Genomic DNA, 26,241 nt, shown 5'->3' with positions numbered 1-26,241 from the left:
CCCTTGATGAAGCCCTGCTGTAGCAATCGTTCGCGGGGCCGGGGAGTTCAGTTGACTTACGTCAGGGCACGATCAGGCGTTGCCCGACAGCTTCTCGCGAAGCGCGGCGAGCTGCTCGTCGCTGGCCAGTGAACCACCGGCCGACGACGAGGACGAGGACGACGACGAGGTCGACGCGCTACGGCTCTCCGATGCCGACGAGTAGTCCGACGGGGCCTTCTCGGCCTCGGCCGCAGCAGCGGCGAACTTCTCGATCTGGGCGGTGTGCATCTTGTGGCGACGCTCGGCCTCGGCGTACCGGGCCTCCCATGCCTCACGCTGCTTCTCGAAGCCTTCGAGCCATTCGTTGGTCTCGGCGTCGAAGCCCTCGGGGAAGATGTAGTTGCCCTGCTCGTCGTAGCTGTCGGCCATGCCGTACTTCGACGGGTCGAACTCCTCGGTGTAATCCTCGTTGGCCTGCTTGAGGCTCAGCGAGATCCGGCGACGCTCGAGGTCGATGTCGATGACCTTGACCATCGCGTCGTCGCCGACGGCGACAACCTGGTCCGGGACCTCGACGTGGCGCTCGGCCAGCTCGGAGATGTGCACCAGGCCCTCGATGCCCTCGTCGACGCGGACGAATGCACCGAACGGCACCAGCTTGGTGACCTTGCCCGGAACGATCTGACCGATCGCGTGGGTACGGGCGAACTGACGCCACGGATCTTCCTGAGTCGCCTTGAGCGACAACGAGACCCGCTCACGGTCGAGATCGACGTCGAGAACCTCGACGGTGACCTCGTCACCGACGGTGACAACCTCGGACGGATGATCGATGTGCTTCCAGGACAGCTCGGAGACGTGCACCAGACCGTCGACGCCGCCGAGATCGACGAACGCACCGAAGTTGACGATCGAGGACACGACGCCCTTGCGGACCTGGCCCTTCTGCAGCTGGTGCAGGAACTCGCTGCGAACCTCGGACTGGGTCTGCTCGAGCCACGCACGACGCGAGAGCACCACGTTGTTGCGGTTCTTGTCGAGCTCGATGATCTTGGCCTCGATCTCCTTGCCGATGTACGGCTGCAGATCGCGCACGCGACGCATCTCCACCAGCGATGCCGGGAGGAAGCCACGTAGGCCGATGTCGAGGATCAGGCCGCCCTTGACGACCTCGATGACGGTGCCCTTGACGGCCTCGTCCTTCTCCTTGAGCTCCTCGATCGTGCCCCAGGCGCGCTCGTACTGTGCGCGCTTCTTGGACAGGATCAGCCGACCCTCTTTGTCTTCCTTGGTCAGAACCAGGGCCTCGACCTCGTCGCCGACGTTGACGACCTCATTGGGGTCGACGTCGTGCTTGATCGAGAGTTCGCGTGAGGGGATCACGCCTTCGGTCTTGTAACCGATGTCGAGCAGAACCTCGTCGCGGTCGACCTTGACGATGGTGCCTTCGACGATGTCGCCATCGTTGAAGTACTTGATCGTGGAGTCGATGGCGGCGAGAAAGTCCTCAGCCGAGCCGATGTCGTTGACGGCTACTTGCGGCGAGGTGATGGTGGAGGACGGCATATTGGTGAGTTGCTCCGGACAGGTATGTAGTAGGTACAGTTTGTCGTGCTGGGGGGCGTGCCCTGTCTGAGGGCACACGCAACCGCGCGAGATTCAGCACACGCGCGTCGATCAGGGTACTCCAGGGGCGTTGTGCTGGGCAAATGCCCTCCGCGACGCCGACGGTCACCGAAGACCTCGGACACGACGAGAGGTGCAACGGTGGCGCACTCGGTGGAATTCCTCCTCGACGACGTCTCTGACCAGCGGATCCGGCACCAATGGGCCGACCTGGCCGACGCCGGACTACCCAATCAGGCCTCGATCCGGTCGTCGACCAATCGCCCGCACATCACCGCCATCGCCGCCGGTCACATCGCGTCCGGCATCGACCCGGCCCTGTCCACGGTGGCGATGCGACTGCCGTTTCCGGTGTCGCTCGGCGGCATCGTGGTCTTCGGCGACGGGCACCGACGCGTCATCGCCCGCCTGGTGGTGCCGAGGACGGAACTGCTGTCGGCGCACTCGGCGATCGTTCGGCTCGGTGCCGAGTACGCGACGTCGGACGGGCATGAGTCTGCTCTGTTCGAGCATTGCCGGCCGGGCCGCTGGACGCCGCACGTGACACTGGCCCGTCGCGTCGAGGTGGACGCGGTACCGGAGGTCCTGCGTGTTCTCGGCGCGGCCGCGGCGCCGCCGGACGCACCGGCCACGATCACCGCGCTGCGCCGCTGGGATCCCGACACGGTCTCCGAGCACATCGTCGGCGGTCGGGCCTGCTGAGTCGATCTGCTCCTGCTGAGTCGTATATCGATCGGACAAAACGGTCGACTATCGGTGGCGGCAAGCGGACTCTGGGACCATGACCGACCCCAGTCCCCTCGATGCGCCCACCGCTGACAACCTCGCGATGGCCGACGCCGACTCCGTCGCCGAACGACTCTTCGCCGATGCCCTGCACGTCTCGGAGTTCATGAGCGTGTACATCGGGGAACGGATGGGCTGGTACGCCGAGCTTGCCAACCACGGCCCGACGACCTCGGACGATCTGGCACGACGTACAGGCACTGATCCGCGTTACGCCCGCGAGTGGCTGGAGATGCAGGCCGCCTACGCGCTGGTGAGCGTCGGCCTCGAGACCACGCCGCCGCGATTCGCCCTGTCACCGGGCGCTGCGGAGGTCCTGCTCGACCGACACAGTCTCGCCTATCTCGGGGAACTGCCCCGGATCTTCGCTGCCGCCTTCGGCCGCCTCCCCGAACTCCTCGACGCCTACCGCGGCGGTGGCGGCGTCAGCTGGCATCGGTTCGGCGTCGACGCACGGGAGTGCCAGTCGGCGCTGAACCGTCCCTGGTTCGAGCGCGCGCTGGCGCCGGCGTTGGCGTCGGTCCCCGAGGTGGACCGGCGGCTGCGCCGCCCGGGTGCCCGCGTCGCCGACATCGGATGCGGTTTCGGGTGGTCGACGATCGCGCTGGCGACCGCCTACCCGGAGGCCACCCTCGTCGGCCTCGACATCGACGAGAAATCGGTGGACGCGGCCCGCGGCAATGCCGACGAGGCCGGTGTGGCCGCACGGGTTCGCTTCGAACTCGCCGACGCCGCGACCCTCGCCGACGCCGAGCCGTTCGATCTGGCGTTTGCCTTCGAGTGCGTCCACGACATGCCGCGTCCGGTGGATGTCCTCCGCGCGGTGCGCGAGGCACTCGCGCCCGGCGGTTCGATGATCGTCATGGACGAGGCCGTCTCCCCCGCGTTCGCCGGGCCGGCCTCCGAGGTCGACCGCCTGATGTACGGCTTCTCGCTGTTCATCTGCCTGCCGGACGGCATGTCGTCGACGCCGTCGGCGGCCACCGGCACGGTGATGCGACCCGAGACGCTGCGCACCTACGCGGTGGAGGCCGGATTCGGCGACATGGCAGTCCTGCCGATCGATGACTTCTCGTTGTTCCGCTTCTACGAGTTGATTGCATAACCGTCCGGGACGGGCCCGCTCTACACTCGCTGCGTGAACTCTCCTGATCCGTCGACGCCCGATTCACCGCACCAACCGCGGGTCCTCGGCGACATCGGTTCGGCGGTCAGCGAGCGGGCCAACCGCTCGTGGTGGGATCTGGAAAGCCGTGAGTATCACCGCGAGCACGGGGATTTCCTCGGTGCCGACGTCGCCGGCGGCGACTTCGTGTGGTGTCCGGAGAATCTGCGCGAGGCCGATGCGCACCTCCTCGGCGACGTTCGGGGACGCACCATCCTGGAAGTGGGATGCGGTTCGGCGCCGTGCTCGCGATGGCTCGCGACCCGCGGCGCACAGGTCGTGGCCACCGATCTGTCCCGCGGCATGCTCGGCTACGGCATCGCCGCGATGGAACTATTCGGCGAGCAACGGGTGCCGCTGGTTCAGGCCAACGCCGAATCGCTGCCCTTTGCCGACACCTCGTTCGACATCGCCTTCTCCTCGTTCGGGGCCGTCCCCTTCGTCGCCGACTCCGCGACCGTGATGGCCGAGGTCGCCCGCATCCTCATTCCCGGTGGGCGGTGGGTCTTTTCGATCAATCACCCGATGCGCTGGATGTTCCCCGACGACCCCGGCCCGGACGGTCTGACCGTGGCCATCCCCTACTTCAACCGGACGCCGTACTCGGAGGTCGACGCAGACGGCACGATCACCTATGTCGAGCATCATCGGACGATCGGTGATCGAGTCCGCGAGATCCGTTCGGCTGGAATGATTCTCGACGACATCGTGGAACCCGAGTGGCCCGACGACCTGGAACGCGAATGGGGACAGTGGAGTCCGTTGCGCGGCAGCTACTTTCCGGGTACAGCGATCTTCTGCTGCACGAAGCCCGACTGATCCCGGTCACACCTCACCTGATCTGGTAAATCCACGCGGTGGGCTGCGATAACGCACCGGTGCCCAACCATTCGTAATCGCGGGCCATCCCGGCGCCGTGAAAGTTGCGCAGAAAGTTCACCATCCTCGCGCGGTCACGAACCCCGGAATCGATCGCCTTGAGCATGATGGCCGTCAGATCGTAGCTCTCGGCGGCGAAGAAGTGCGGTTCCCGCCCATATCGCTCCCGGTATTCACTGACGAATGCGGGTGCGGCCGGGCCACATTCACAGGTGAGGCGTACCCCCGATCCCTGCGGTCCGGTGATGGCGAAGAACGATCGGTTCACCACTCCGTCGCCGCCGGCGTAGATCGGCGCCGCCAGGCCCGCGGAGCGTAGTTGATCGACGAATGGCGCCGCCTCGTCGGTCACTCCGAGGTAGAAGACGGCGTCTGGTGCCTGACTCTTGACCTGCTGCACCTGCTGTGGAAACTGTTCACTACCCACCGGCACGGTGATCACACAGGAGTTGTCGGCCGCGGCACCGAGGTTCGATGCGAACATCCGCGCCGCGGCGGCGGTGTACGCGTCGTCGTCACTGACCACACATACGCGGCGGTACCCCTCGCCCCGGAGATAGAGGGCGATTGCCCGGTTGAGGACCCCCTCGTACGCGGCGCCCATGAAGAAGTTGCCCCAGTTCTGCTCGAGGAGCACGCTTCTCGTTGCCGACGGGCTCGCAAATGCAAGCCCCACCGGCGCAAGTACAGGGCCCGTCGCCGCAGACTCTGCAGATGACCACGGGCCGATCAGGCCGATGATCGACGGATCGGCGGCGGCGGTCTGAGCCACCCGGGCAGCGGTGTCGGCCGATGCCTGCGTGTCGAACTGGGCGATGCCCACCTGGCATTCGGGGTTCGCCGAGTTATGCGCATCGATCGCCATCCGAACACTGTTCGGCAGGGTACTGGCGGTTTCGGCGCGGGCCCCGCTCAACGGCGCCATGAGCGCCAGTTTCGTCGATGAGCCGCAGACCGCCTTCCCATCGCCCGCCGGGTCCAGCGTGGAGTCAGAGGCGTTGTGCGCCACCGGCACCCCGTCCAACGACACCTGGATGATCTCGGACACACGTGTTGGTTCGACGGGTGCGGCATTCGCGCCGGCGATCGAGTCAGCGGACGACTCGCCGTCGGGCCACAGGACCAGCCCCGCCACCACCGCAGCGACCACGAGAAGGACCAGTACCGGGACGCCGATCATCATGACTCGCCGACGCCTCGCCCGACGTGCGTCGGTGGGGCGACCCGATTCGCCGGACACCGCTCCGCTCGCCGGATTCGGCGGCCCGAACGGGGAATTGGCGAACGGGGAATTGCCCCTCGGGTCGATCATTCCAGGATTCGAGAGTGGTGACATGCCAGGGTTCGAGATCGGCGGCATGCCAGGGTTCGAGATCGGCGGCGCCACCCGGGGAGCGGTTACGGGGCGACTACTCGGAGCGGGCCGCGAGACAATCTGAGTTGCCGACGTCGCTTCTGAGGCCATCGGCGCAACCGCGGCGACTCCGATCTGCCGTACGACCGTCGTCGCGTCACGGACGCTCGGGTTCAGTCGGGCGAGGCCGGTTCGGATGTCGTCGGCGAATTCACCACATGACGCGTAGCGGTCTGGCGGCCGCTTCGCCATCGCCCTGGCCAATGCAGCGTCGAGAGGCGCAAAATCGGCAATCACATCGCTCAATCGCGGCGGCGGCGAGTTCCAGTGCGCAGCCATGATGGCCCCGGGATGTTCCCCGGCAAATGGGGGGTGTCCGGCCAAGAGCTCGAAAACCGTGCATCCCAACGCGTATTGATCAGAGCGGCCGGAGGCTGAACTCCCGTCGAGGATTTCCGGTGCGACGTAGTGCAGGGTGCCGATAAAGGCGGCTGTCGCTGTCAAGTGGGCGCTGGAGGTGATGAGGCGGGCGATACCGAAATCGAGCAGCGTCACCTGCTCGATCGCGGTGCCCGGACCGTCGCGGGTGATCATGATGTTGCCCGGCTTGACGTCGCGGTGAACGACATCTCGCTGGTGCGCGTAGTCCAACGCCGACGCGGTGGCCGTGACTATCGTGCCGATGTCGCCTGGACGCAGCGGCTGATGACGTGAAAGATCCTCCCCTGCAATATATTCCATGGTGAACCAGGGAACCTGGTCGGTAACCCCGTAGTGATAGATGGTGACGATGCTGGGATGTTTGAGAGATGCTGCCGTTTGCGCCTCGCGGGTGAACCGCTGCTGGAAAGACTCATCGCCACGCGCAGATATGAGTTTCAGTGCCTCCAACCGGCCCAGGTGGGGATGTTCGACAAGGTAGACGTCCCCCATCCCGCCCGACCCCAGCGCACGCACGACCCGATAGCCTGCGAATTCAGCACCCGTTTCGAGTGGCATGATCTACCTCCGTGTGGACGCGCCAGGCGCAGAAAAGCGACGATCAGCGCGATCAACACGGTAGCGAAGAGTCATGAACAATGGTGGCGGTTCACCCTCATTTACCACCAAAGAATGTACTGCACATAGTTATTCAAACGAAGGAACAGGGCTTCCCGGCCACTCTTCCCCGGTTATGGAAATCAACCCATTTCTTATAACAGCTTCGACAGGAAACCCTTTGTCCGTTCATGCTGTGGATTTCCGAGAACCTCACGCGGAACACCCTTTTCGACGACGACGCCACCGTCCATGAAGACGAGTTGATCGGCAACCTCACGGGCGAAACCCATCTCGTGGGTGACCACAACCATCGTCATCCCCGATGCCGCGAGTTCACGCATCACCCCGAGCACCTCGCCTACCAGTTCGGGATCGAGCGCCGAGGTGGGCTCGTCGAAGAGCATCAGTTTCGGGTCCATTGCGAGCGCCCGTGCGATCGCCACACGTTGCTGCTGGCCACCGGACAGTTGCGCCGGGTAGGTGTCGGCCTTGTCCGCCAACCCCACCCGGTCGAGTAGCTCTTTTGCCCTCGCGATGGCCTTGTCCTTGGACTGCTTCTTGACCTGCGTCGGCGCCTCGATCACGTTCTCCAGCGCCGTCCGATGCGGGAACAGGTTGAAGTGCTGAAACACCATCCCGATGTCCCGACGTTGCTTGGCCGCATCCTTCGGGCTCATCTCGTAGAGTTTGTCGCCACGCTCCCGATAGCCGATGAGGTCACCGTCGACGTACAGGCGTCCGGCGTTGACCACCTCGAGGTGATTGACGCAGCGCAGGAAGGTCGACTTGCCCGAACCGGACGGGCCGATCAGGCAGAGGACCTCGCCCTTCGCGACCTCCAGAGTGATGCCCTTGAGCACCTGGAGAGTCCCAAAACTCTTGCACACGCGGTCCGCCAGCACCATGGGCTGCGTCTTCACGTCACCGACGCTCATCGCTCTCCTCATCGACGACGACCTTGTTCTGCGCTGCCGCCATTGCCTTCAACTGCCGGGCCGTGAGTTGCCTCGAGGCACCTCTCGCGTAGTAACGCTCGAGATAGAACTGGCCGACCATCAAAATGCTGGTGACCGCGAGATACCAGCTCGAGGCGACCAGCAGGAGTGGAATCGGCTCGAAATTCACACCCGAAATATCGTGCGCGACGCCGTAGAGCTCGAGGCTGAACGGAACGGCGGTCACCAGGCTGGTGGTCTTCAGCATGCTGATGACCTCGTTGCCGGTCGGCGGGATGATGACCCGCATGGCCTGAGGGAGCACCGTGCGCCGCATCGTCTGGGTCCACGACATCCCCAGCGCCACCGAGGCCTCGGTCTGCCCCTCGCCCACCGAGGAGATACCGGCGCGCACGATCTCTGCCATGTAGGCGGATTCGTTGAGCGCCAGACCGATCATCGCGAAGGTGAATGCCGCGTTGAGTGACTGGATGTCGAAGTGGGCGAACTGGTAGACGAACGGGATTCCGAGATCGATCTGTTTGTACAGCGCCGGGAAGAGCCCCCAGAACACCAACTGCACGTACACCGGCGTGCCGCGGAAGATCCAGAGATACACCCAGGACACCGACCGCAGAACAAGGTTCGGCGACAGTCTCATGACCGCCAGCAACACGCCGAGCACGATGGCGATCACCATCGACAGCACGGTCAACGCGAGGGTGTACCCGACACCTTCGAGGATGCGGGTGTCGAAGAGGTACTTCGCGTAGGTGCTCCATCCGTAGGCACTGTTGGTGGCGGCGCCGTAGACGAACAAGAACAGCAGGACGAGGACGATCGCCGCGGCAACCCACTGCCCCGGATGCTTGAGTGGTACCGCCTTGATCGGTGCGGGTCCTGACGAATCGTCAGAACCCACACCGATCGGACCGGTTGCCGGTGAGCTCACCCCGGTCAGCTCGTTGCGCCGTTGATGACCGCGGTCGGGATGGCTCCGGCCTGCACTCCCCAATGCTCGGTGATGGTCTTGTACTGGCCGTTGTCGATCAGGTACTGAACGGCCTTCTGGACAGCCTGAGCGAGCTGCGATCCCTTGGCGATCGGATACCCGTACGGCGCCGAATCGAAGACCTCTCCGGCCGCCTCGATCTTGCCGCCGGCCTGCTTGATCGCATACGCGGTGACCGGTGAGTCCGCCGACATGGCGTCCACCCGGCCAAGCACGAGGGCGTTGGTCGCCTCGGACTGATCGGTGAACTTCACCTTCTCGATGGCCGGCTTACCCGCATCGGTGCATGCCTTGCTCTTCGCCGGGATCTCATCGGTGTCCTGCACCGTGGTGGCTTGCACGGCAACCTTCTTGCCGCAGGCGTTGTTCGGGTCGATGTTCCCACCGGCCTGCTGCGCCCACTGAGTGCCGGCATTGAAGTAGGTGACGAAGTCGACCTGTTGCTGCCGCTCGAGGTTGTCGGTGAACGACGACATACCGATGTTGAAGGTTCCTGCCTGGATCGACGGAATGATCTTGTCGAAGTCGGCCTCCTTGTAGACCGGGGTGACGCCGAGGACCTTGCTGATGGCGTTCATCAGGTCGACGTCGAAGCCGATGATCTGACCGCTGCTGTCCTTGAACTCATTCGGGGCGTACGGCACATTCACGCCGACGATCAGCTGTCCGGACTGTGCGATCTCGGCGGGCAGCAGCGCTGCGATGTCGGCCTGCTTCGCGACGTCGACGGTGATGGGTTGGATTGCGGTGGTACCGCCGCTCCCCTCGGTCGACTCGTCGTTCGAGCAACCCGCCACCACCAGCGCGATCACCGCCATTAGCAACGTGAGAATCCCCGGCAGCCTCATCGCCGCTGATCGGATTGAACGCTCGCGCATCACACATCCCCTTCACGCCCCGACATCGGAGCAGGTTTGAACCAATCGAAACTGCCATGTCCCCTCGCGTCTGAACTTACTGCCTGAACGCCCACTTCACCGGTTGGTTACGAAAGATTAACCGGCTGAGCCGATCTGACCGTCCAGGTGAGCGATCACTCGCTCGCCCACCTGCGCCGTAGTCGCCGCACCACCCAGATCGGGAGTGCACACGCCGTCGGCGAGCGTGGACGCGACCGCCGCATCGATGGCGTCGGCGGCGCGGCTCAACCGCTCCTCACCACTGCGTCTGCCGTACCACCGCAGCGCCATCACGGTGGAATTGATGATCGCGATCGGGTTGGCGACACCGCGCCCGGCGATGTCGGGCGCCGCGCCGTGCGATGCCTGCGCCATCACGACGGTGTCCGAGCAGTTGATCGAGCCGGCCATGCCGAGCGACCCGGCGAGTTCACCGGCGAGGTCGGACAGGATATCGCCGAACAGATTCTCGGTGACGATCACGTCGAAGTCGCCGGGCCGGCGCACCAGCAGGGCGGCCATGGCGTCGACGTGCGCGTCGGTCACCGTCAGGTCGGGGTATCCGGCGGCGACCTCCCGGCACACGTCGCGGAACAGCCCGGTCGTCAGAGTGAGCACGTTGGCCTTGTGCACGATCGTCAGCCGCCCCGACCGCCCCATCGCCAACTCACACGCCTGCCGTGCGATGCGTTCGGTGGCGGCCCGCGTGATCACCCCGACCGCCAACGCGATGTCCGGGGTCGGCATGAATTCCCCCGACCCGACCACCATATTGCGGTCGGCGTAGAGCCCTTCGGAGTTCTCCCTGGCGATGACGACGTCGATGTCGGGTGCCAGCGCACCCACCCCGGGCAACCCGCGGCACGGGCGCAGGTTGGCGTAGAGGCCGTAGCGTTTCCGGATCACCGCGCCGGGCGTCAGATCGCCGGCGAAGCGTTCGGGGTAACCCGCCGAATCATGTGGGCCGAGTACCCAGATGTCGAGTCCGTCCAGAGCGTCAAGGGTCTGTTGGGGTATCGGGGTGTTGTGGGACTCGATCGCCTCTCGCCCCAATGACAAGGACAGCCAATTGAATTCGAATCCCTCATGCGCCGCCGCGGCATCGGCGACGGCCACCGCGACCGGCACGATCTCCGGCCCGATGCCGTCGCCGTCCATGACACCGATTCTCACGGCTTGCGATTTCGTCATCTCCGAATCTTCCCAAGAGTCTTGACAGCACTGCGGGGCATGGGTCACATTGTTCTAACCGAATATCATTCGGTTACGGCGGCCCCGGCGCAGCGGTCCCGAATCACTCAGCACAGCCCACGCCGAAAGTTATTTCATGACACGGACTTCCATCATTCCCCCCACCAGTTCGGTCGGAATCGGTGTCGATTCCGCACCTCCCGCCGGCGTCGACCTCAAACAGAACGCTCTGGGGGCCTCGGCCATCGCGTTCATGGTGGTCGCCGCCGCGGCACCCCTGACCGTCATGGCCGGCGTGGCCCCCCTGGGCCTGGCGATCGGCGGCGTCGGTGCCCCGGTGGCCTAGCTGGCCGCCGGGGTCGCTTTCGCGGTGTTCGCCGTCGCCTTCATGGCCATGACCCGGCACACCGGCGGTAAGGGCGCGTTCTACTCCTACATCACCCTCGGCCTGGGACGATCCACCGGACTCGCGGCCGGGTTCCTGGCCGTCGTCGCCTACAACGCGCTGCAGATCGGCGTGTACGGACTGATGGCGGTTCAGACCCAGGACGCGCTGCAGAGGTTGTTCGGGGTTCACGTGGCGTGGCCGGTGCTGGCGTTGGCAGCGATCGCGATCGTCTGGTTTGTCGGACGTCGGGGCATCGACGTCGGCGCCAAGTTCCTCGGCGTGCTGCTGACCTTGGAGAGCGGCATCCTCGCCGTGCTCGCGGTGGCCATCCTGGTACAGGGCGGCGCCCATGGAATCGATGCCGTGTCCTTCACACCGAAAGCCGTGTTCGCACCCGGTATGGCCGGCGTTCTCGCATTCGCCTTCGCCGCCTTCATGGGATTCGAATCGACCGCGCTCTACCGCTCCGAGGCCAGGAACCCCGACCGCACCATCCCCCGGGCCACCTACTGGGCGGTCGCCTTCATGGCGGTGTTCTACTGCTTCGTCGTCTGGTCGATCACGCAGGCATTCGGCTCCGATCAGGTCCAGCAGGCAGCAGTCGATGACGTTGCCGGACTGTTCTTTTCGGCGATGACGACCTACGTCGGCACATGGGCAACCGATGTCATGTCCGTGCTCATCGTGACCAGCGCACTCGCGTCACAGATCGCCTTTCACAATGCGATCAATCGCTACACGTACTCCCTGGCCCGCGACGGCGTCCTGCCCCGCGTTCTCGACCGCACGCACCCCACGTTCAAATCCCCGGCCCGCGCGGGCGCCCTGCAGACCGTGTTCGCGATCGTCGTCGTCGGCGGACTCGCGATCGCCGGGGCCGATCCGTACTACCAGTTGCTCCTGTTGGTGAACACCCCCGGCGTGGTCGGGATCATCGCCCTTCAGGTCATCACGTCCGTTGCCGTCGTGTGCTATTTCATCCGCAAGAAGGCGGTACGCGTCGAACGGGTCGGGGTCAGCGCGGGTGTCGCCGCCACGATCATGCTGGGCACCGGACTGGTGGTGCTCGTCGACAAGATCGATCTGCTGACCGGATACGGCCTGGCCGTCAACACCACGCTGGTCGGTGTGGTCGGCATCGTCTTGATCGGCGGGGCCGTTGCGGCCCACTACTTCCGGATCAAACGACCCGCGACGTATCGGCGGATCGGCGGTCTCTACGACGATCCGAACGCCGCGGCCGAACGCTGAGCACACCACCGACAAGGAACGCACTCATGACCTCTCACGCCGACACGATCGTCTTCGCCGGCACCGTCCACACCATGACCACCGATCGCCCGGCTTCGGCCGTGGCCATCTCCGACGGCGTCATCCGCGCGGTCGGCGACCGCGACGACATGAGATCGGTCATCTCCCCGTCCACGGAGGTCATCGATCTCGGAAATGCCCCGCTGACACCGGGTCTCATCGACGGGCACATCCATCCCGTCCTGGGGATCGACATGAAGGCGGGTATCGACCTGTCCGGGACCACCAGCATCGACGAGTTGATACTCGCGCTGCGCGCCGCCCGCCCCGTCGACGGCTGGGTTCGCGGTTGGGGACTCGATCCCAATATCTTCCGGGGTGGCCCGGTGACCAACGCCCCGATCGTGTCCGCCCTCGGGGATCAGGTTCCGGTCCTGCTGTACCTCTTCGACGCCCACTCGGCACTCGCCGGCCCTGCGGCACTGCGGGCCGCGGGTGTCACCGGGCCACGCGACTTCGCGGGCAACGCCGAGATCGTCTGCAGCGACGATGTGCCCACGGGACTGCTGCTCGAACTCGAAGCCATCGAGGTGGTCGGCGCCGTGTTGCCGTCCGACACCGCGTCGGATCGTCGACGGCGCCTGCGTGAGGTGCTCGCCGGGATGGCCGCCGCCGGGATCACCGCCGGCAATGCAATGGACTTCGAGGCCGACAGCGGAAACCTGGTCAGCTCGTTGGAGGATGCCGCCGACCTACCCCTTCGGTTGCGATTCGCACCGTTCTGCATGCCGGGTTTCGCGAACGACCAACTCGACCACATCATCGACCTGCAGCGGACCGGCGGACGACGGTGGGCGGTCGACGGTGTGAAGTTCATGATCGACGGCACCATCGACAACGGCACGGCGTGGCTGGATCGCGCGGACTCCCACGGCGAGTCGACGGCACCCTTGTGGCCGGATCCGGCCGAGTACCGCCACGCGGTGCGCTATCTCGCCGAGCGCGGAGTTCCGACAGTCACTCATGCCATCGGGGACGCAGGGATCCGCTACGCCCTCGACAGTCTGGCCGGTCTCGGCCCCACCCCGTCGGGTGCCCGCCATCGGATCGAACACATCGAGACGTTGCCCGATGACCTCGTGGATCGGTTCGCCCGTGACGGGGTGGTCGCGAGCATGCAGCCCACGCACTGTACGCATTACACCCGGGCTGATCACACCGACAACTGGTCCCAGCGGCTGGGCGCCGAACGTGCCGGTCGGGCGTTCCGGACCCGCGACATTCGAGATGCCGGGGCCATCCTGGCCCTGGGATCGGACTGGCCGGTGGCACCGTTCGATGCGCGATCGATCATGGCCGATGCTCGGCTCCGGCGGCGAGCCGGGCATCACGACGAGTCACCCGTTCTCGCCTCCCAGGGGTTGACCGCGCGGATGGCCCTGGAGGGCTACACCATCCACGCGGCGCGCGCACAGGGCTCCACCGACGCCGGCCGAATCTCCGTCGGTGCGCGTGCCGACCTGACCGCGTTCGCCGTCGATCCCCTGACCGCACCGGCCGACGAGGTCGCCGACGCCCCGATCGTCCTCACCATGGTCGACGGGCAGCCGACCCACCAGGCGGTGTCCGTCTGACGACGGCACCTCGGGGACAGGCCCTAGGGTGGAGGCGTGGTACGTCCCAAGTCCCCACTCCTCGACCCGGGCTCGATTGCGCGGGCCGCACTCGCGGCTCTCGATGATCGCGGCTCGTTCACCATGCCGGGCATCGCCAAAGATCTCGGTGTCGCGGTGTCGTCGCTGTATCACCACATCCCGAGCCGGGAATACCTTCTGGAACTCATCCGTGGGTCGGTGGCCGCCGAACTCGCCGAACACGTCGACTGGTCACTTCCGTGGACCGAGACCGTCCGGCAGTGGCTCATCAGCTACCGGAACGCCTTTGGCGCCCACCCCGAGTTGGTGCGTGCGCTGACGGCGCAGACGGTCAGGGCACCCGAGGTACTCGAGGGCTACGACCGGCTCGCCGACAAACTCTTCGGATCGGGTTTTCACCTCGACCGGATCATCGACATCATCACCTTGCTCGATACGGTCGCACTCGGTTCCGCCCTCGACCTCGCGGCGCCGGAAGAGGTCTGGGCGGTCTCCGAACTTCCCGATGATTCAACTCTGGCCCGCGCCGCCCGGTCGGCCCCGACGGGGGTCGCACGCGCCGACTCGTCGTTCGCCTTCGCCGTCGACCTGGTGATCTCCGGATTGGAACGCGAACTGGTCTGATCGGCGTCGGCGAACCTCTCGTCAACCAGGCCCAATGTCATCTCCGGTGTTTGACGATGCACGCGCCGTCGGAGAACTGCGCGCACACGTCCTCCGCGTCACTGCGGGACCGGGTCGGCCGGGCCACCACGTAACGGCTCGACGACCCCACCATCTCACCCGGCAGGATCAGCGAACCGTAGTGTTCGTCGCGGACGGACTCGGCGCCACCGTAGTCATCGAAGGCGCCGAATTGTGCGTACCACTCGGTGTCGGCGATCGGCGGCACGGGCAGGTCCGGTGCGCCGGTTCCGTCGCCGTTCGTACCGCCGGAATCGTCTGGGCCGTCATCGGAACTGTCCGGGCCGTCGGTAGGCGACGGTGCGGTGGTCTCGATGGTGGTGCTGGTGGGTGTCGCAGGGGCGGTCTCGGTGATCACGACGGTACTCGTGGTCGATCCCGAACCCGAGTCGGCGCCCACCGAGTTCCATTGTCCCCGAGATAATTTCACTCCGACAATGACCGCACCGACGACGATCACCCCGACCACCAGTCCCACGATCACGGGGATCACCCAGGGTGATCGTTGCCGCGGTGGTTCGTCGTAGCCGTTCATTCTCAAGAAGTCAGCCTCAGTGCGCGGCGTCGTCCCAGGACCGGCCGTAACCGACCGACACCTCCAGTGGCACCGACAGGGTGATCGCCGAACCCATCTCTTCGCGGACGGCCGTCTCGACCTGCTCGCGTTCGGCGTCGACGACCTCGACGACGAGTTCGTCATGCACCTGCAGCAGCATCCGCGACCGCAACCCCTCGGCCGCGAGCCGCTTGTGCACGTTGATCATCGCCACCTTGATGATGTCGGCGGCGGTGCCCTGGATGGGCGCGTTGAGGGCCATCCGCTCCGCCGATTGGCGTCGCTGCCAATTGTCGCTGTTGAGGTCGGGCAGGTAGCGGCGACGCCCGAACAGGGTCGCGGTGTATTCGTTGCGACGTGCCTCGGCGACGACGTCGCGGAGGTAGTCACGCACCCCGCCGAACCGGGCGAAGTAGGCCTCCATCTGTTCCTTGGCCTCGTCACGACTGATGCGCAGTTGGGCGGCGAGCCCAAAGGCACTGAGCCCGTAGGCAAGTCCGTACGACATCGCCTTGACCCGATGCCGCATCTCGGTGGTCACCTCGTCGATGGGAACCCCAAACGCACGGGACCCGACGAAGTTGTGCAGATCCTCACCGGTGTTGAACGCCTCGATGAGGCCGGCATCCTCCGACAGATGCGCCATGATGCGCATCTCGATCTGGCTGTAGTCGGCGGTCATCAGGTCATCGAATCCCTCACCGACGATGAATCCACGCCGGATCTGGCGACCGGCGTCGGTGCGGACCGGGATGTTCTGCAGATTCGGTTCGGTCGACGAGAGACGTCCGGTCGCGGCCACCGTCTGATTGAACGTGGTGTGAATGCGACCGTCGTCGGCCACCGACTTCAGCAGCCCGTCGACGGTCACCTTCAACCGGGTCGCATCACGATGTTCGAGTAGGTGCGCCAGGAAGGGGTGCTCGGTCTTCTCGTACAGGGTTTGCAGGGCGTCGGCATCGGTGGTGTAGCCGGTCTTGGTCTTCTTGGTCTTGGGCATGTCGAGCTTGTCGAACAGCACCGTCTGCAACTGCTTGGGTGAGCCGAGATTGATCTGCTCCCCGATCACCTCGTAGGCGGCCTCGGCGGCGGTGCGGATGCGTTCGGCGAACTCCTCCTCGAGATCACCGAAATGCTCGACGTCGACGGCGATCCCGGCAGCCTCGAGGTCGGCGAGGACGAACAGCAGCGGCAGTTCCATCTCGGTGAGCAGCGCGCGGGAGTCGATGCGGTCGAGTTCGGTGTCGAGGACGTCGGCGAGTTCGGCGACGGCTCGGGCCTCGAGCATGTGATGTTCGGCCTGCTCCCCCAGGCCGCCATCGTCATCGAGCAACGACAGTTGCGCATCCCCGGAGCCGTCGTCGGCGCGTAGTTCGCGCCGCAGGTACCGCAACGCGAGGTCGTCGAGATTGAAGGTGCGCTGCCCGGGACGGACGAGATAGGCCGCCAGGGCGGTGTCGCTGGTGACGCCGCGCAGCGTCCATCCGCGCGACCGCAGGGCGTGGATGGCCCATTTGGTCTCGTGTAGCGCCTTGGCGATCTCGGTGTCGCCGAGCCACTCACCGAGGGCCTTCTCGTCGGCCGGGTCGAGCTGGGTGATGTCCACATATGCCGAGACTCCGTCGGCCGCGGCAATCGCGATGCCGTTGACGTCGGCACCGACGACGGTGTGCGGGGCGGTGATGGTCAGCCCGGCACGTCCGGTGCGGGCATGCTCGGCCAGCCATTCGCCGACCTCGCCGGCGCCGAGTACTGAACCGTCGAGGTCGAAGCCCGACTCGGCCTCGGGCACCACCGAGCTCAAGGTGGAGAACAGCCGATCGCGCAGGACGCGGAATTCCAAATCGTCGAAGAGCCGGTGGATGCGGTCACGGTCCCAGCCGACCCGCGCCAGGTCCTGTGGCCCCGCCGGCAGCTGCATGTCACGAATCAGTTCGGTGAGTTGCCGATTGGTCTGCACCGATGCGAGATTGGCCCGCAGCGCGTCTCCGACCTTGCCCTTCACCTCGTCGACGTGATCGACGAGGGAGGCCAGCGAACCGTACTGGCGAATCCACTTGGAGGCGGTCTTCTCCCCTACACCGGGAATGCCCGGCAGGTTGTCACTGGGGTCCCCGCGCAGTGCCGCGTAGTCGGGATATTGCGCGGGCGTCAGACCGTACTTCTTCTCCACCTCTTCGGGAGTGAAGCGGGTCAGCTCGGACACACCCTTCTTCGGGTAGAGCACGGTGACCGAGTCGTCGACGAGTTGCAGCGAGTCACGGTCACCGGTGACGACGAGCACCTTGAACCCTTGCGCCTCGGCCTCGGTGGCCAGGGTGGCGATGATGTCGTCGGCCTCGTAGCCCTCGATGGCCATGACCTGGATGCCCAGCGCATCGAGGACCTCCTTGGTCACGTCGACCTGACCGTTGAACTCGTCCGGCGACTTCGAGCGCTGCGCCTTGTACTCGGGGTACATGTCGGAGCGGAAGGTCTTGCGGGATACATCGAACGCTGCCGCGATATGCGTGGGTTCCTCGTCACGCAGCAGGTTGATCAGCATCGAGGTGAAGCCGTACACCGCGTTGGTGTGCTGGCCGGTCTCGGTCTGGAAGTTCTCCGCGGGCAGCGCGAAGAAGGCACGGTAGGCCAACGAATGCCCGTCGAGCAGCATCAACACCGGTTGTGTATCGGCCTTGCCCCGAGCGCTCTTCTTGTCCGGGCCGGTGGAAACATTCGTCGCTGGACTCACCCCTGCGAGTCTAGTGATGACCCCTGACAGCACTCCGCACGGTTCGCCACACCGATCCCGGGATCACCCCGCTCAGGCAACACCCAGGTACGCCTCCCGGACGGCGTCGTCGACCAGGAGGTCCTTGCCCGCGCCCTCCTTGGTGATCGTTCCGGTCTCGAGGATGTAGCCGCGGTCGGACCGGCTCAGGGCCTGCTGAGCGTTCTGTTCGACGAGCAGGATCGTGGTGCCGCTCTCGTTGATCTGGGCGATGATCCGGAAGATCTGCTGAATCACCATGGGAGCCAGACCCATCGACGGTTCGTCGAGGAGTAGCAACGTCGGGCGGGCCATCAGAGCGCGACCGATCGCGAGCATCTGTTGCTCGCCGCCGGACATCGTGCCGCCGTATTGCTTGCGACGTTCCCCCAACCGGGGAAAGACGTCGAAGACGTGCTCCAGCGCATCGTTGTATGCCGCCTTGCTGGGGAACCTCCTGCCGTAGCACCCCATGTCGAGGTTCTCCAGCACCGTCATCCCGGGAAAGATCCGTCTCCCCTCGGGAACTTGGATGATCCCGCGGGCGACGCGCTCATGCGGCGCCAAGCGGGTGATCGATTCACCGTTGAATTTGATGTCACCCGCGCTGAGCTTGTTGAGCCCGGAAATTCCCCGCATGGTGGTGGACTTCCCGGCGCCGTTCGCGCCCAGGAGGGTGACCAGCTCGCCTTCCTTGACATGCAAGGAGATCCCATGAAGAGCGCGGATCCGACCGTAGTGGACCACGACGTCGGTCAACTCGAGGACCGCCGCCGCAGACGTCGACGTCTGGACGGCGTCGCCCTTCTCGGAGTCCTGCGGATCAAGCGATTTCGTCATCGGGAACTCCCAGGTAAGCCGCGACGACCGCGGGATTGTCACGAACCTCGCGTGGACTGCCCTCGGCGATCTTGCGCCCGAACTCCAGCACGACGATCCTGTCGGTCACGCCCATCACCAAACGCATGTCGTGTTCGATCAGCAGAATGGTGTAGCCGTCGTCGCGGATCTTCTGGATCAGGCCCATCAACGCCGTCTTCTCGCTCGGGTTGAACCCGGCCGCCGGCTCGTCCAGGCACAAGAGCTTGGGTTCGGTCGCCAGTGCCCGCGCGATCTCGAGTCGTCGTTGGTCGCCGTAGGGTAGGTTCGACGCCTTCTCCGCGGCACGAGGCCCGATCCCGACGAACTCGAGCAACGCCATTCCGCGATCGACGGCGTCCCGCTCCTCGCGGTAGTGCCGCGGAGTCCGGAAGATGCCACCGAAGACCGACGTCTTGTGACGGGCATCCGTCCCGACGCACACGTTCTCCAGCGCCGTCATCTCGCCCCAGAGGCGGACATTCTGGAAGGTCCGCGCGATCCCCCGTCGAGTGATTTTGTGCTGCTTGAGTTTTCCCAATGGTGCTTGGTCGAATGTGACAATCCCGCTGGTCGGTCGGTACACACCGGTGATCGCGTTGAAGCAGGTGGTCTTTCCGGCGCCATTCGGGCCGATCAGCCCGAGGATCTCACCGCGTTTGATGTCGAAGCTGACGTCATCGAGCGCAGCGAGGCCGCCGAACTCGACGGTCAGCCCTTCTACCTTCAGGAGGATCTCACCCTCTTCCGCCGCGATCTCTCGCTGCGGCGCAACAACTTCGGCCACCATCTCCGGGTCTGCCAGTTGCGGAATCACCTCGGCGGGATCGACCACCGTCGTGGCTTCCGGGTCGGCCTCCACGTCGGCCAGTTGCTCCGCATTGTCCGGAGTCGGATCGAATGGCTGGTCCGGGTTGTCGGGCGATCGGTGTGTCACGCGTGGGCCTCCTCGCTACCCGACGGTTCGGGCTTTGGGTTGCGTTGAACCGCAGAGTAGACCTGCCGGCCGAAGGTGATCAGCCGGGCACGGGCCGGGAAAAGTCCCTGTGGCCGGAAGACCATGAGGACGACCAGCGCAATCCCGAAGAACAGGTACTTGAACTCGCTCAGAGCCTGCCCACCGACCTCGACGCCCTGCACCCGAGCAGGCAGGTACACGATGATGAACGCACCCGCGATGACGCCGAGTTTGTTGCCCTGCCCACCCAGAACCACGGCACAGAGAAACAACATCGAGTTGATCACCGTGAACGCCTTGGGGTCGATGTACTGGACCTGGCCCGCGTACACCGCGCCCGACAATCCGCCGATGCCTGCGCCGATCACGAATGCCCACAGCTTGTACTTGAAGGTCGGGACGCCCATGATCTCGGCGGCATCCTCATCCTCGCGAATCGCCACCCACGATCGGCCGACCCGACTGCGTTCGAGGTTGCCGATGACGATGAGCACGATGATCACCGCCACAATTCCCAGCCAGTACCACCACACGCCGTAATTGAGGGTCGAGGTGTTGTTCGCGGTGGAGAAGACACCGTCCGGGCTCTCGGCAGTCCGGTGCAACTCGGGGAAGAGCACACCCTGCAGACCCGACGCGCCGTTGGTGATCTCGGTGAGGTTGTCGGCCAGCAGACGCACGATCTCGCCGAAGCCGAGGGTCACGATGGCGAGGTAGTCACCCCGCACACGGAGCGTCGGCGTGCCGAGAATGAGGCCAGTGATGCCCGTGACGACAATGGCAAGAGGGACACACGCCAGCCATGCCCACGGACCCGAGAAGAAACCGTGATCCGGACTTCCCCACAGGGGGCTGGACGGGCTCGTCATGAGCGCCACCGTGTACGCCCCCACCGCGTAGAAGCCGACATATCCGAGGTCGAGGAGTCCCGTTTGGCCCACAACCACATTGAGGCCGATGGCAATCAACGCGGTCATCGCGAAGGTTGCCATGACAACACCGAAATTGGTGGCGGTCGTGGTGATCAATGGTGGATTGATGACCGGCAACAGGGCCAGCAGGACGATGAGCGGCACCCCGACCAGCCACTGCTGAACGCGCGGTAGCGAGTCCCACCAGCTTCGGATCGCATCGCCGATGCCGCGGCGATCCGGGTTCTTCGGCGTTGTGTTGCCGACCGAGTGCGTCGTCATACTCTCGCCTTCCCGAGTTTCTCCCCCAGGATGCCCGTCGGACGGAACATGAGGACGAGGATGAGCAAAGCGAAGGCAACGACGTCTTTCCACTGGTTGCCGAACAGTACTGATCCGTAGTTCTCCATGACGCCGAGCAAGAGTCCACCGAGCAGCGCGCCGCGCACGTTGCCGATCCCGCCGAGGACCGCTGCGCAGAACGCCTTGATGCCCAGAATGAATCCGCCGTTGAAGATGATCCCGTTGGGCACGCGCAGCGTGTAGAGCAACGCCGCGGCACCGGCCAGGAGACCACCGATCAGGAAGGTGACGACGATGATCCGCTCACGAGAAACCCCCATGAGCAGGGCCGCGTCGGGATCCTGTGCGACCGAACGGATTCCACGACCGAGCCGAGTTCGATTGATCATGAAGTCCGTGCCGAGTGCCAGCACGATCGCCGACAAGATGATGACCATGGTCAGGTTGGTGACCGGAGCACCGAAGATGGTGAACTCCTTGACCGGTTCGACCAGTCGAATGGTTGGCTGAGCCGATGACCCGCCGAGCGGTGGGTCGACCGGCGCCTTGGGCAGGACATAGTGCACGAACTCCTGCAGCACGAACGACATGCCGATCGCCGTGATGAGAAACGCCAGCGGTTTCGCATTGCGACGCCGCAGCGGACGGTACGCAACGAACTCCAAGCCCACTGCGGCACCGCCGGATACGACCATGCCGCAGAGCCCTGCCAGCACCAGATAGATCACCGTCATCACGGTGCCCTCGGCATAGGTGTCGCCGGATGGACTGAACCCCAGTATCAGGAGGCCGATGTAGGTACCGAACATCCCGAGCATGAACACCTCGGAGTGCGCGAAGTTGATCAGCCGCAGTACGCCATAGACGAGGGTGTAACCGACGGCCACCAAGGCATAGATCGAACCATAGGTCAGCCCCTCGATGGTCAGCACCCAGAAACTGTCGATCAGTGAGTGCACATCGAAGCCGATGGTCGATGCGACCGTCGTTGTCGTCTCGGCCACCAGATATGTGGTGGTCATTCATCTCCTTTGCCCAGAGTCACAGCACTCGGTGCGTCCGGACGCCGGCCGGCGACGCGGACGCACCGAGTGCGTGCGGTGGAGTGCTACTTGACCTCGTACATCCAGATCAGTGACGTCGAGAGCTCGCCGTTGTCCTGCCAGGAGTACTGGCGCGCGAGACCGGCTCCGCGGTACTGCCCGATGTACTGAAGGAGCTTCGGGCGGGTGTTGTTGCCCTCTTCGATGCCCTTCATCATGATCGCTGCGATGTCGTAGGCCTCGACCGAGTACACGCCCGGGGCCTGGTTGAACGCCGACTGGTATTCCTGGGCGAACTGCGACGGAGCCGGACCACACGGGCACGACAGGTACGCACCCTTGGCGGCGTCGCCGGCCTGCGCGGTGAACTGAGGATCATTCGCCCCGTCACCCGACACAAAGGTCACGTCCGGCGCTGCGGTCTTCAACTGTTGCGCGAGCGGCGCAGCCTCGGCGTAGTAACCGGCGTAGAACACCGCATCCGGTTGCGCCGCAGTGACCTTCGAGATCACAGCCGAGAAGTCACGTTCACCCTTCTTGACGTCACCCGAGCAACTTGCGTCGGCCTTGGAGCCGAGAGCCTTGGTGACGGCGGCCTCGAGTCCGGCACCGTAGTCGGTGTCGTCCTTGATCACGCAGACCTTCTGCTTTCCGAGATCGCCGGTCAGGTAGTTCGCGACCGCGGGTCCCTGCACATCGTCATTGGCCAGGCCTCGGAAGAAGGTCTTCCAACCGTTGTTGGTGAGGCTCGGGTTGGTGGCCGACGCCGTCACCGACACCAGTCCGGCCTGGTTGAAGATTCCGCCTGTCGCCTTGGTCTCACCGGAGAAAGCTGGACCGATGAGGCCGATAATCGAGTCATCGTTGGTGATCTGCGGGGCGACCTGCGTCGCCTTCTGCGGATCACCTTCCGTATCAAAGGTCTTCAACGTGATCTGGCAGTTCGGGTTGGCCTTGTTGTGCTGGTCGACCGCGAGCTGGGCACCGTACTTGATGTTGATGCCCAGGGCGGCGTCGGCACCTGTGAGAGCTCCCGCCATGGCGATAGTCGCGGGTTCGCAGGTCTGGCCACCGGGCTCGGCGGGATTGAGCGCGTTGGCCTCTTCGACGGATGGCTGTTCCTGGCCCTGCGTATTGATCTGGGCGACAGGCGAGATCGTCAGCCCGGAGCCTGCGGCCCCGCTGGATTCGGACCCTGAGTCGGTGGATTTGCTACTACATGCCGAGACGGCGAGCACAGCTGCCAGCGTCGTCGCCAGTGCAACTGTCGTCACGCGACGGTGCATTGTTACTACCTCTCTCCGAGAGCCAGCCCGACCCCACGGTCGAGAGATCTACTGAGCAGACCTTGGGAAAACATAGACCCACAAATGCGTACGTGCGATGCTTTGACGGCAAACTCCCACGACAACGCGCTGCACGTTTTCCCAGAATTTACGAGTGGTGTCGTCCTACTCCTGCGGACCCAGAGTCTCCACCACGACCTGCGCGACAGCCTTCATCGTGGTACGACGATCCATCGCGGCCCGCTGAATCCACTTGAACGCCTCGGGTTCCGAGAGCGACTGCTTTTCCATCAGCAGCCCCTTGGCCCGTTCGACCAGTTTGCGGGTCTCCAGCCGGTCGGCCATCGACGCGACTTCCTTCTCCAGCTCCCGCAGCTCCTGGTAGCGACTGACCGCCACCTCGATCGCCGGCACCAGATCGGCTTTGGTGAAGGGCTTGACCAGATAGGCCATCGCCCCGGCCTCGCGGGCCTTCTCGATGAAGTCACGCTGACTGAACGCGGTCAGCATCACCACCGGCGCCAGGCGTTTGCTCGCGATCTCGGCGGCCGCATCGATCCCGTCGCGCACCGGCATCTTGATGTCCATGATCACCAGGTCCGGGGACAGCTTCTCCGTCAGATCGACCGCCGCCTGCCCATTGGGGGCCTCGCCGACGACGTCGTACCCCTCCTCGCGCAGCATCTCGATGAGGTCCATCCGGATCAGAGAGTCATCTTCTGCGACAAGCACCTTATGTGTTGTCTGCTGTCCGGCCGGCGTCACCGACGCACTGTCAACCACCGTCACCATCCCCTCCTCCGCATTGAGTTCGGAACCTGAAAACACCAGGTCGCACCCCCCGCACTCGACGGGCGATGCACCGAAGCGTACCGGCTGTCACCGTCTCCGGCTGATCATCTAGACTTGACTGCTGCAGCCCCCAACAGGCAGCACGCCCTCGTAGCCCAATTGGCAGAGGCAACGGATTCAAAACCCGTCCAGTGTGAGTTCGAGTCTCACCGAGGGCACTACGAAACCCCGGTTCCGCGGGTTTCTGCGGTCAGCGTCAGATCCACCGAGGTGGAGACGCCAATCTCACCGGCGCGGTGTCATCAACGGCGGATCCGGAGGTGCCGACGGCTTTTTTGCGAAACAGGAGAACAGTTCGTCGCGGACCTCGAGCCAGTCGGCCCAGATGTCGACTCCGTCGCGCTTCTGAAGCCAGCGGAACCGCAGGCCGTCCACGGCGAGGCTCAGGATCATCACGACTATCTCGGGGGCCTCGTAGTCACGCTCCGCCAAGTATCGGGTCACCGCAAGCGGACGGATAGCAGGCACCGGATACAGACCGTGCGCCGGGTGGTCCGGAGCCATCGCCTCAGCCTCGAGCAGATCGAAGTTCCGGGTCTCATCAGAGTGCTCGGAGTAGTACGCGGCCAAGGCATCGGCGAGACCGATCAGCGTGATGTCATCGCCTGCAGCGGTGGCGATCTGCTCGACGATCGCGTTCTGTTCGTCATTGAACTGATCGATGACCTCGCGGTACAGATCGGTCATCGTGGAGAAGTGGTGCTTGATGCCCGGTGCTGTCATCCCGCAGCGACGCGCCACCGCACGCAGCGTCACGCTCCGTGCACCCTCATCGGCGATCATCGCACGAGTTGTCGCGACGATCTGCGCTCGACGCTCAGCTGCCGAGAACCGCTGGGTCACCGAACACCCCAAGTAGACACCAGTCATGTCTAGCACGCCGCCTCGGTCACCCCGCGTCGACGAGCTGTGCCCTCCTGAGCTGCCACAGCCGGGAACTGAACACAGCGAGAGCAACCAATCCGACCCCCACGTTGATGAGCGCCCCGAATTGCTCGTCGACGAAGTCGAATACCTCGGTGAGGAGCATGGTGGTCAGTGCAGCAGCCCTCAGCATCCGCAGTGGCCACAGCCGGCCACGGCGCAGGACGTGGGTGACAAGGGCAGCGACACACAGGCCGAAAGCGAGTGCCGAACCGCAGAACTGACCGATTGAGGTAACAGCGACCCCGGTGCCACGAGCGGTGTCGTCGGAGATCGTCAAAGCTGCCGACACCAGCCCCGCGAGACTGAAGATCGTCAAGAGCGCAGCGATGATCGCCGTCACCCGAGCCCCGACGACGAAGTTGTGCTGACCGACCAAGGCCTTGGCTACCAACCGCTCCCCTGCACCCGGCGTTCGTGGTGCCACATCGGCGAGGGCCGCCGAGGCATGCGCGGTGACCTCTGCGCTGACGCCCTCCGATCGCGCCGAGGCGAGCAAGACGTCGATCTCCTGCCTCTCACGGTCGGACACACCCACACTGACCGCCTCGCCGATCCGAAAATAGGCCTCGGTGAGGTCATCACCAGCGTTGTGTCGGCCAAGGTCTTGAATCGCACGACTGATGAGCAGAAGAACGACCAGGACGACATACATGATCGATACCGCCGGCGCGAAGAAGTAGTCGTTGGTCTTCGTCACGAACTTCCCGACCTCGTCGAGGAACAGCCCGAGACCGATGCCACCGAGCACTACGGCGATGGTCCGCGCACGCCGTCCGCCGAACCACAACAACAGCAACACTGCAAACACCATGGCCGCACCTCCCCACAATGCATGCGCAATGTGGAGCGTCTTACCGCCGATCTGTGGAAACCCGGTGGCCGCCAGGTACGCACGTGTCGCGAGGATCGTGATGATGGCGATCATCACCAGGGCATTCACCAGTAGC

Annotated in this window: 23 protein-coding genes and 1 tRNA gene; 8 read left to right on the top strand and 16 right to left on the bottom strand. The window is 64.7% G+C overall.

The genetic code is table 11. From position 1 onward, the window contains the following. Nucleotides 1–72: 72 nt before the first annotated feature. A complete protein-coding gene (rpsA, locus tag ACWETB_RS04350) occupies nt 73–1,548 on the bottom strand; it encodes a 30S ribosomal protein S1 (protein WP_348807507.1) in 1,476 nt (491 codons plus the stop codon). A gap of 201 nt (nt 1,549–1,749) precedes the next feature. Here rpsA and ACWETB_RS04345 point away from each other — a divergent pair, with 201 nt between their 5' ends. The 3 genes from ACWETB_RS04345 (at nt 1,750) to ACWETB_RS04335 (ending at nt 4,378) form a co-directional block, all read left to right on the top strand. Next, nucleotides 1,750–2,310, top strand: a complete 561-nt coding sequence (locus ACWETB_RS04345; protein ID WP_452209506.1) for a 2'-5' RNA ligase family protein — start codon at nt 1,750–1,752, stop codon at nt 2,308–2,310. Between the two features lie 79 nt (nt 2,311–2,389). Continuing rightward, nucleotides 2,390–3,499, top strand: coding sequence for a class I SAM-dependent methyltransferase (locus ACWETB_RS04340; RefSeq protein ID WP_348807509.1), 1,110 nt, complete (start codon nt 2,390–2,392; stop codon nt 3,497–3,499). Between the two features lie 33 nt (nt 3,500–3,532). After that, the gene (locus ACWETB_RS04335; RefSeq protein WP_348807510.1) at nt 3,533–4,378 is read left to right on the top strand and encodes a class I SAM-dependent methyltransferase; all 846 of its coding nucleotides are present in this window, start codon (nt 3,533–3,535) and stop codon (nt 4,376–4,378) included. Between the two features lie 13 nt (nt 4,379–4,391). Here the strand turns inward: ACWETB_RS04335 and ACWETB_RS04330 are convergent, their stop codons facing one another. The 5 genes from ACWETB_RS04330 to ACWETB_RS04310 all read right to left on the bottom strand — a co-directional run bounded on the left by ACWETB_RS04330 (nt 4,392) and on the right by ACWETB_RS04310 (nt 10,837). Beyond that, nucleotides 4,392–6,791, bottom strand: a complete 2,400-nt coding sequence (locus tag ACWETB_RS04330) for a protein kinase domain-containing protein (protein ID WP_452209503.1) — start codon at nt 6,789–6,791, stop codon at nt 4,392–4,394. Nucleotides 6,792–6,985: 194 nt separating this feature from the next. Beyond that, the gene (locus ACWETB_RS04325; RefSeq protein ID WP_348809987.1) at nt 6,986–7,768 is read right to left on the bottom strand and encodes an amino acid ABC transporter ATP-binding protein; all 783 of its coding nucleotides are present in this window, start codon (nt 7,766–7,768) and stop codon (nt 6,986–6,988) included. After that, nucleotides 7,755–8,720: an amino acid ABC transporter permease gene (locus ACWETB_RS04320; protein WP_449743984.1), complete on the bottom strand. Its 966-nt coding sequence runs from the start codon at nt 8,718–8,720 to the stop codon at nt 7,755–7,757. Before ACWETB_RS04320 ends, ACWETB_RS04325 begins: the two co-directional genes overlap by 14 nt. Nucleotides 8,721–8,725: 5 nt before the next feature. Further along, on the bottom strand, nt 8,726–9,658 hold the full coding sequence (locus tag ACWETB_RS04315) for an ABC transporter substrate-binding protein (RefSeq protein ID WP_452209501.1): 933 nt from the start codon (nt 9,656–9,658) through the stop codon (nt 8,726–8,728). A 117-nt stretch (nt 9,659–9,775) separates the two neighbouring features. Then, nucleotides 9,776–10,837, bottom strand: coding sequence for an isocitrate/isopropylmalate dehydrogenase family protein (locus tag ACWETB_RS04310; protein WP_452209499.1), 1,062 nt, complete (start codon nt 10,835–10,837; stop codon nt 9,776–9,778). A gap of 169 nt (nt 10,838–11,006) precedes the next feature. On the opposite strand from ACWETB_RS04310, the gene ACWETB_RS04305 reads away from it, so the two are divergent. From ACWETB_RS04305 to ACWETB_RS04290, 4 genes are read left to right on the top strand one after another with little or no spacing between them, the layout of a single operon-like run. Beyond that, nucleotides 11,007–11,216: a hypothetical protein gene (locus ACWETB_RS04305; RefSeq protein ID WP_452209497.1), complete on the top strand. Its 210-nt coding sequence runs from the start codon at nt 11,007–11,009 to the stop codon at nt 11,214–11,216. Beyond that, nucleotides 11,217–12,509, top strand: coding sequence for an APC family permease (locus ACWETB_RS04300; protein WP_452209524.1), 1,293 nt, complete (start codon nt 11,217–11,219; stop codon nt 12,507–12,509). A 26-nt stretch (nt 12,510–12,535) separates the two neighbouring features. Continuing rightward, entirely contained in the window at nt 12,536–14,143 is a 1,608-nt protein-coding gene (locus ACWETB_RS04295) for an amidohydrolase (protein ID WP_452209495.1), read from the top strand. A gap of 36 nt (nt 14,144–14,179) precedes the next feature. Next, entirely contained in the window at nt 14,180–14,788 is a 609-nt protein-coding gene (locus ACWETB_RS04290; protein ID WP_348809982.1) for a TetR/AcrR family transcriptional regulator, read from the top strand. Nucleotides 14,789–14,825: 37 nt separating this feature from the next. Here the strand turns inward: ACWETB_RS04290 and ACWETB_RS04285 are convergent, their stop codons facing one another. The 8 genes from ACWETB_RS04285 to ACWETB_RS04250 all read right to left on the bottom strand — a co-directional run bounded on the left by ACWETB_RS04285 (nt 14,826) and on the right by ACWETB_RS04250 (nt 24,307). Further along, a complete protein-coding gene (locus ACWETB_RS04285; RefSeq protein WP_348809981.1) occupies nt 14,826–15,341 on the bottom strand; it encodes a hypothetical protein in 516 nt (171 codons plus the stop codon). Between the two features lie 58 nt (nt 15,342–15,399). Further along, nucleotides 15,400–18,060 carry a DNA polymerase I gene (polA, locus tag ACWETB_RS04280; protein WP_348810011.1) on the bottom strand — a complete coding sequence of 887 codons (2,661 nt, stop codon included), beginning with the start codon at nt 18,058–18,060 and terminating at the stop codon, nt 15,400–15,402. Nucleotides 18,061–18,210: 150 nt separating this feature from the next. Next, entirely contained in the window at nt 18,211–18,996 is a 786-nt protein-coding gene (locus ACWETB_RS04275; protein WP_452209493.1) for an ABC transporter ATP-binding protein, read from the bottom strand. Then, a complete protein-coding gene (locus ACWETB_RS04270; RefSeq protein WP_348809979.1) occupies nt 18,980–19,951 on the bottom strand; it encodes an ABC transporter ATP-binding protein in 972 nt (323 codons plus the stop codon). Before ACWETB_RS04270 ends, ACWETB_RS04275 begins: the two co-directional genes overlap by 17 nt. Further along, the gene (locus ACWETB_RS04265; RefSeq protein ID WP_348809978.1) at nt 19,948–21,165 is read right to left on the bottom strand and encodes a branched-chain amino acid ABC transporter permease; all 1,218 of its coding nucleotides are present in this window, start codon (nt 21,163–21,165) and stop codon (nt 19,948–19,950) included. Before ACWETB_RS04265 ends, ACWETB_RS04270 begins: the two co-directional genes overlap by 4 nt. Continuing rightward, nucleotides 21,162–22,208, bottom strand: coding sequence for a branched-chain amino acid ABC transporter permease (locus tag ACWETB_RS04260; RefSeq protein ID WP_348809977.1), 1,047 nt, complete (start codon nt 22,206–22,208; stop codon nt 21,162–21,164). The genes ACWETB_RS04265 and ACWETB_RS04260 overlap by 4 nt, the downstream gene beginning before the upstream one ends. An 86-nt stretch (nt 22,209–22,294) precedes the next feature. Beyond that, the gene (locus tag ACWETB_RS04255) at nt 22,295–23,515 is read right to left on the bottom strand and encodes an ABC transporter substrate-binding protein (protein ID WP_452209490.1); all 1,221 of its coding nucleotides are present in this window, start codon (nt 23,513–23,515) and stop codon (nt 22,295–22,297) included. A 165-nt stretch (nt 23,516–23,680) separates the two neighbouring features. Further along, the gene (locus tag ACWETB_RS04250) at nt 23,681–24,307 is read right to left on the bottom strand and encodes an ANTAR domain-containing response regulator (protein ID WP_348810010.1); all 627 of its coding nucleotides are present in this window, start codon (nt 24,305–24,307) and stop codon (nt 23,681–23,683) included. Nucleotides 24,308–24,451: 144 nt separating this feature from the next. Between ACWETB_RS04250 and ACWETB_RS04245 the strand changes: the two genes are divergently transcribed. Next, nucleotides 24,452–24,525 (top strand) — tRNA-Leu (locus ACWETB_RS04245). A gap of 67 nt (nt 24,526–24,592) precedes the next feature. Here the strand turns inward: ACWETB_RS04245 and ACWETB_RS04240 are convergent. After that, the gene (locus ACWETB_RS04240; RefSeq protein ID WP_348809975.1) at nt 24,593–25,237 is read right to left on the bottom strand and encodes a TetR/AcrR family transcriptional regulator; all 645 of its coding nucleotides are present in this window, start codon (nt 25,235–25,237) and stop codon (nt 24,593–24,595) included. 19 nt (nt 25,238–25,256) lie between these two features. Next, on the bottom strand, nt 25,257–26,234 hold the full coding sequence (locus ACWETB_RS04235) for a hypothetical protein (protein WP_452209488.1): 978 nt from the start codon (nt 26,232–26,234) through the stop codon (nt 25,257–25,259). Nucleotides 26,235–26,241: the final 7 nt, after the last annotated feature.

The organism is Gordonia sp. NPDC003950, assembly GCF_053605205.1.
This window is presented reverse-complemented; position numbering and strand designations above follow the sequence as displayed.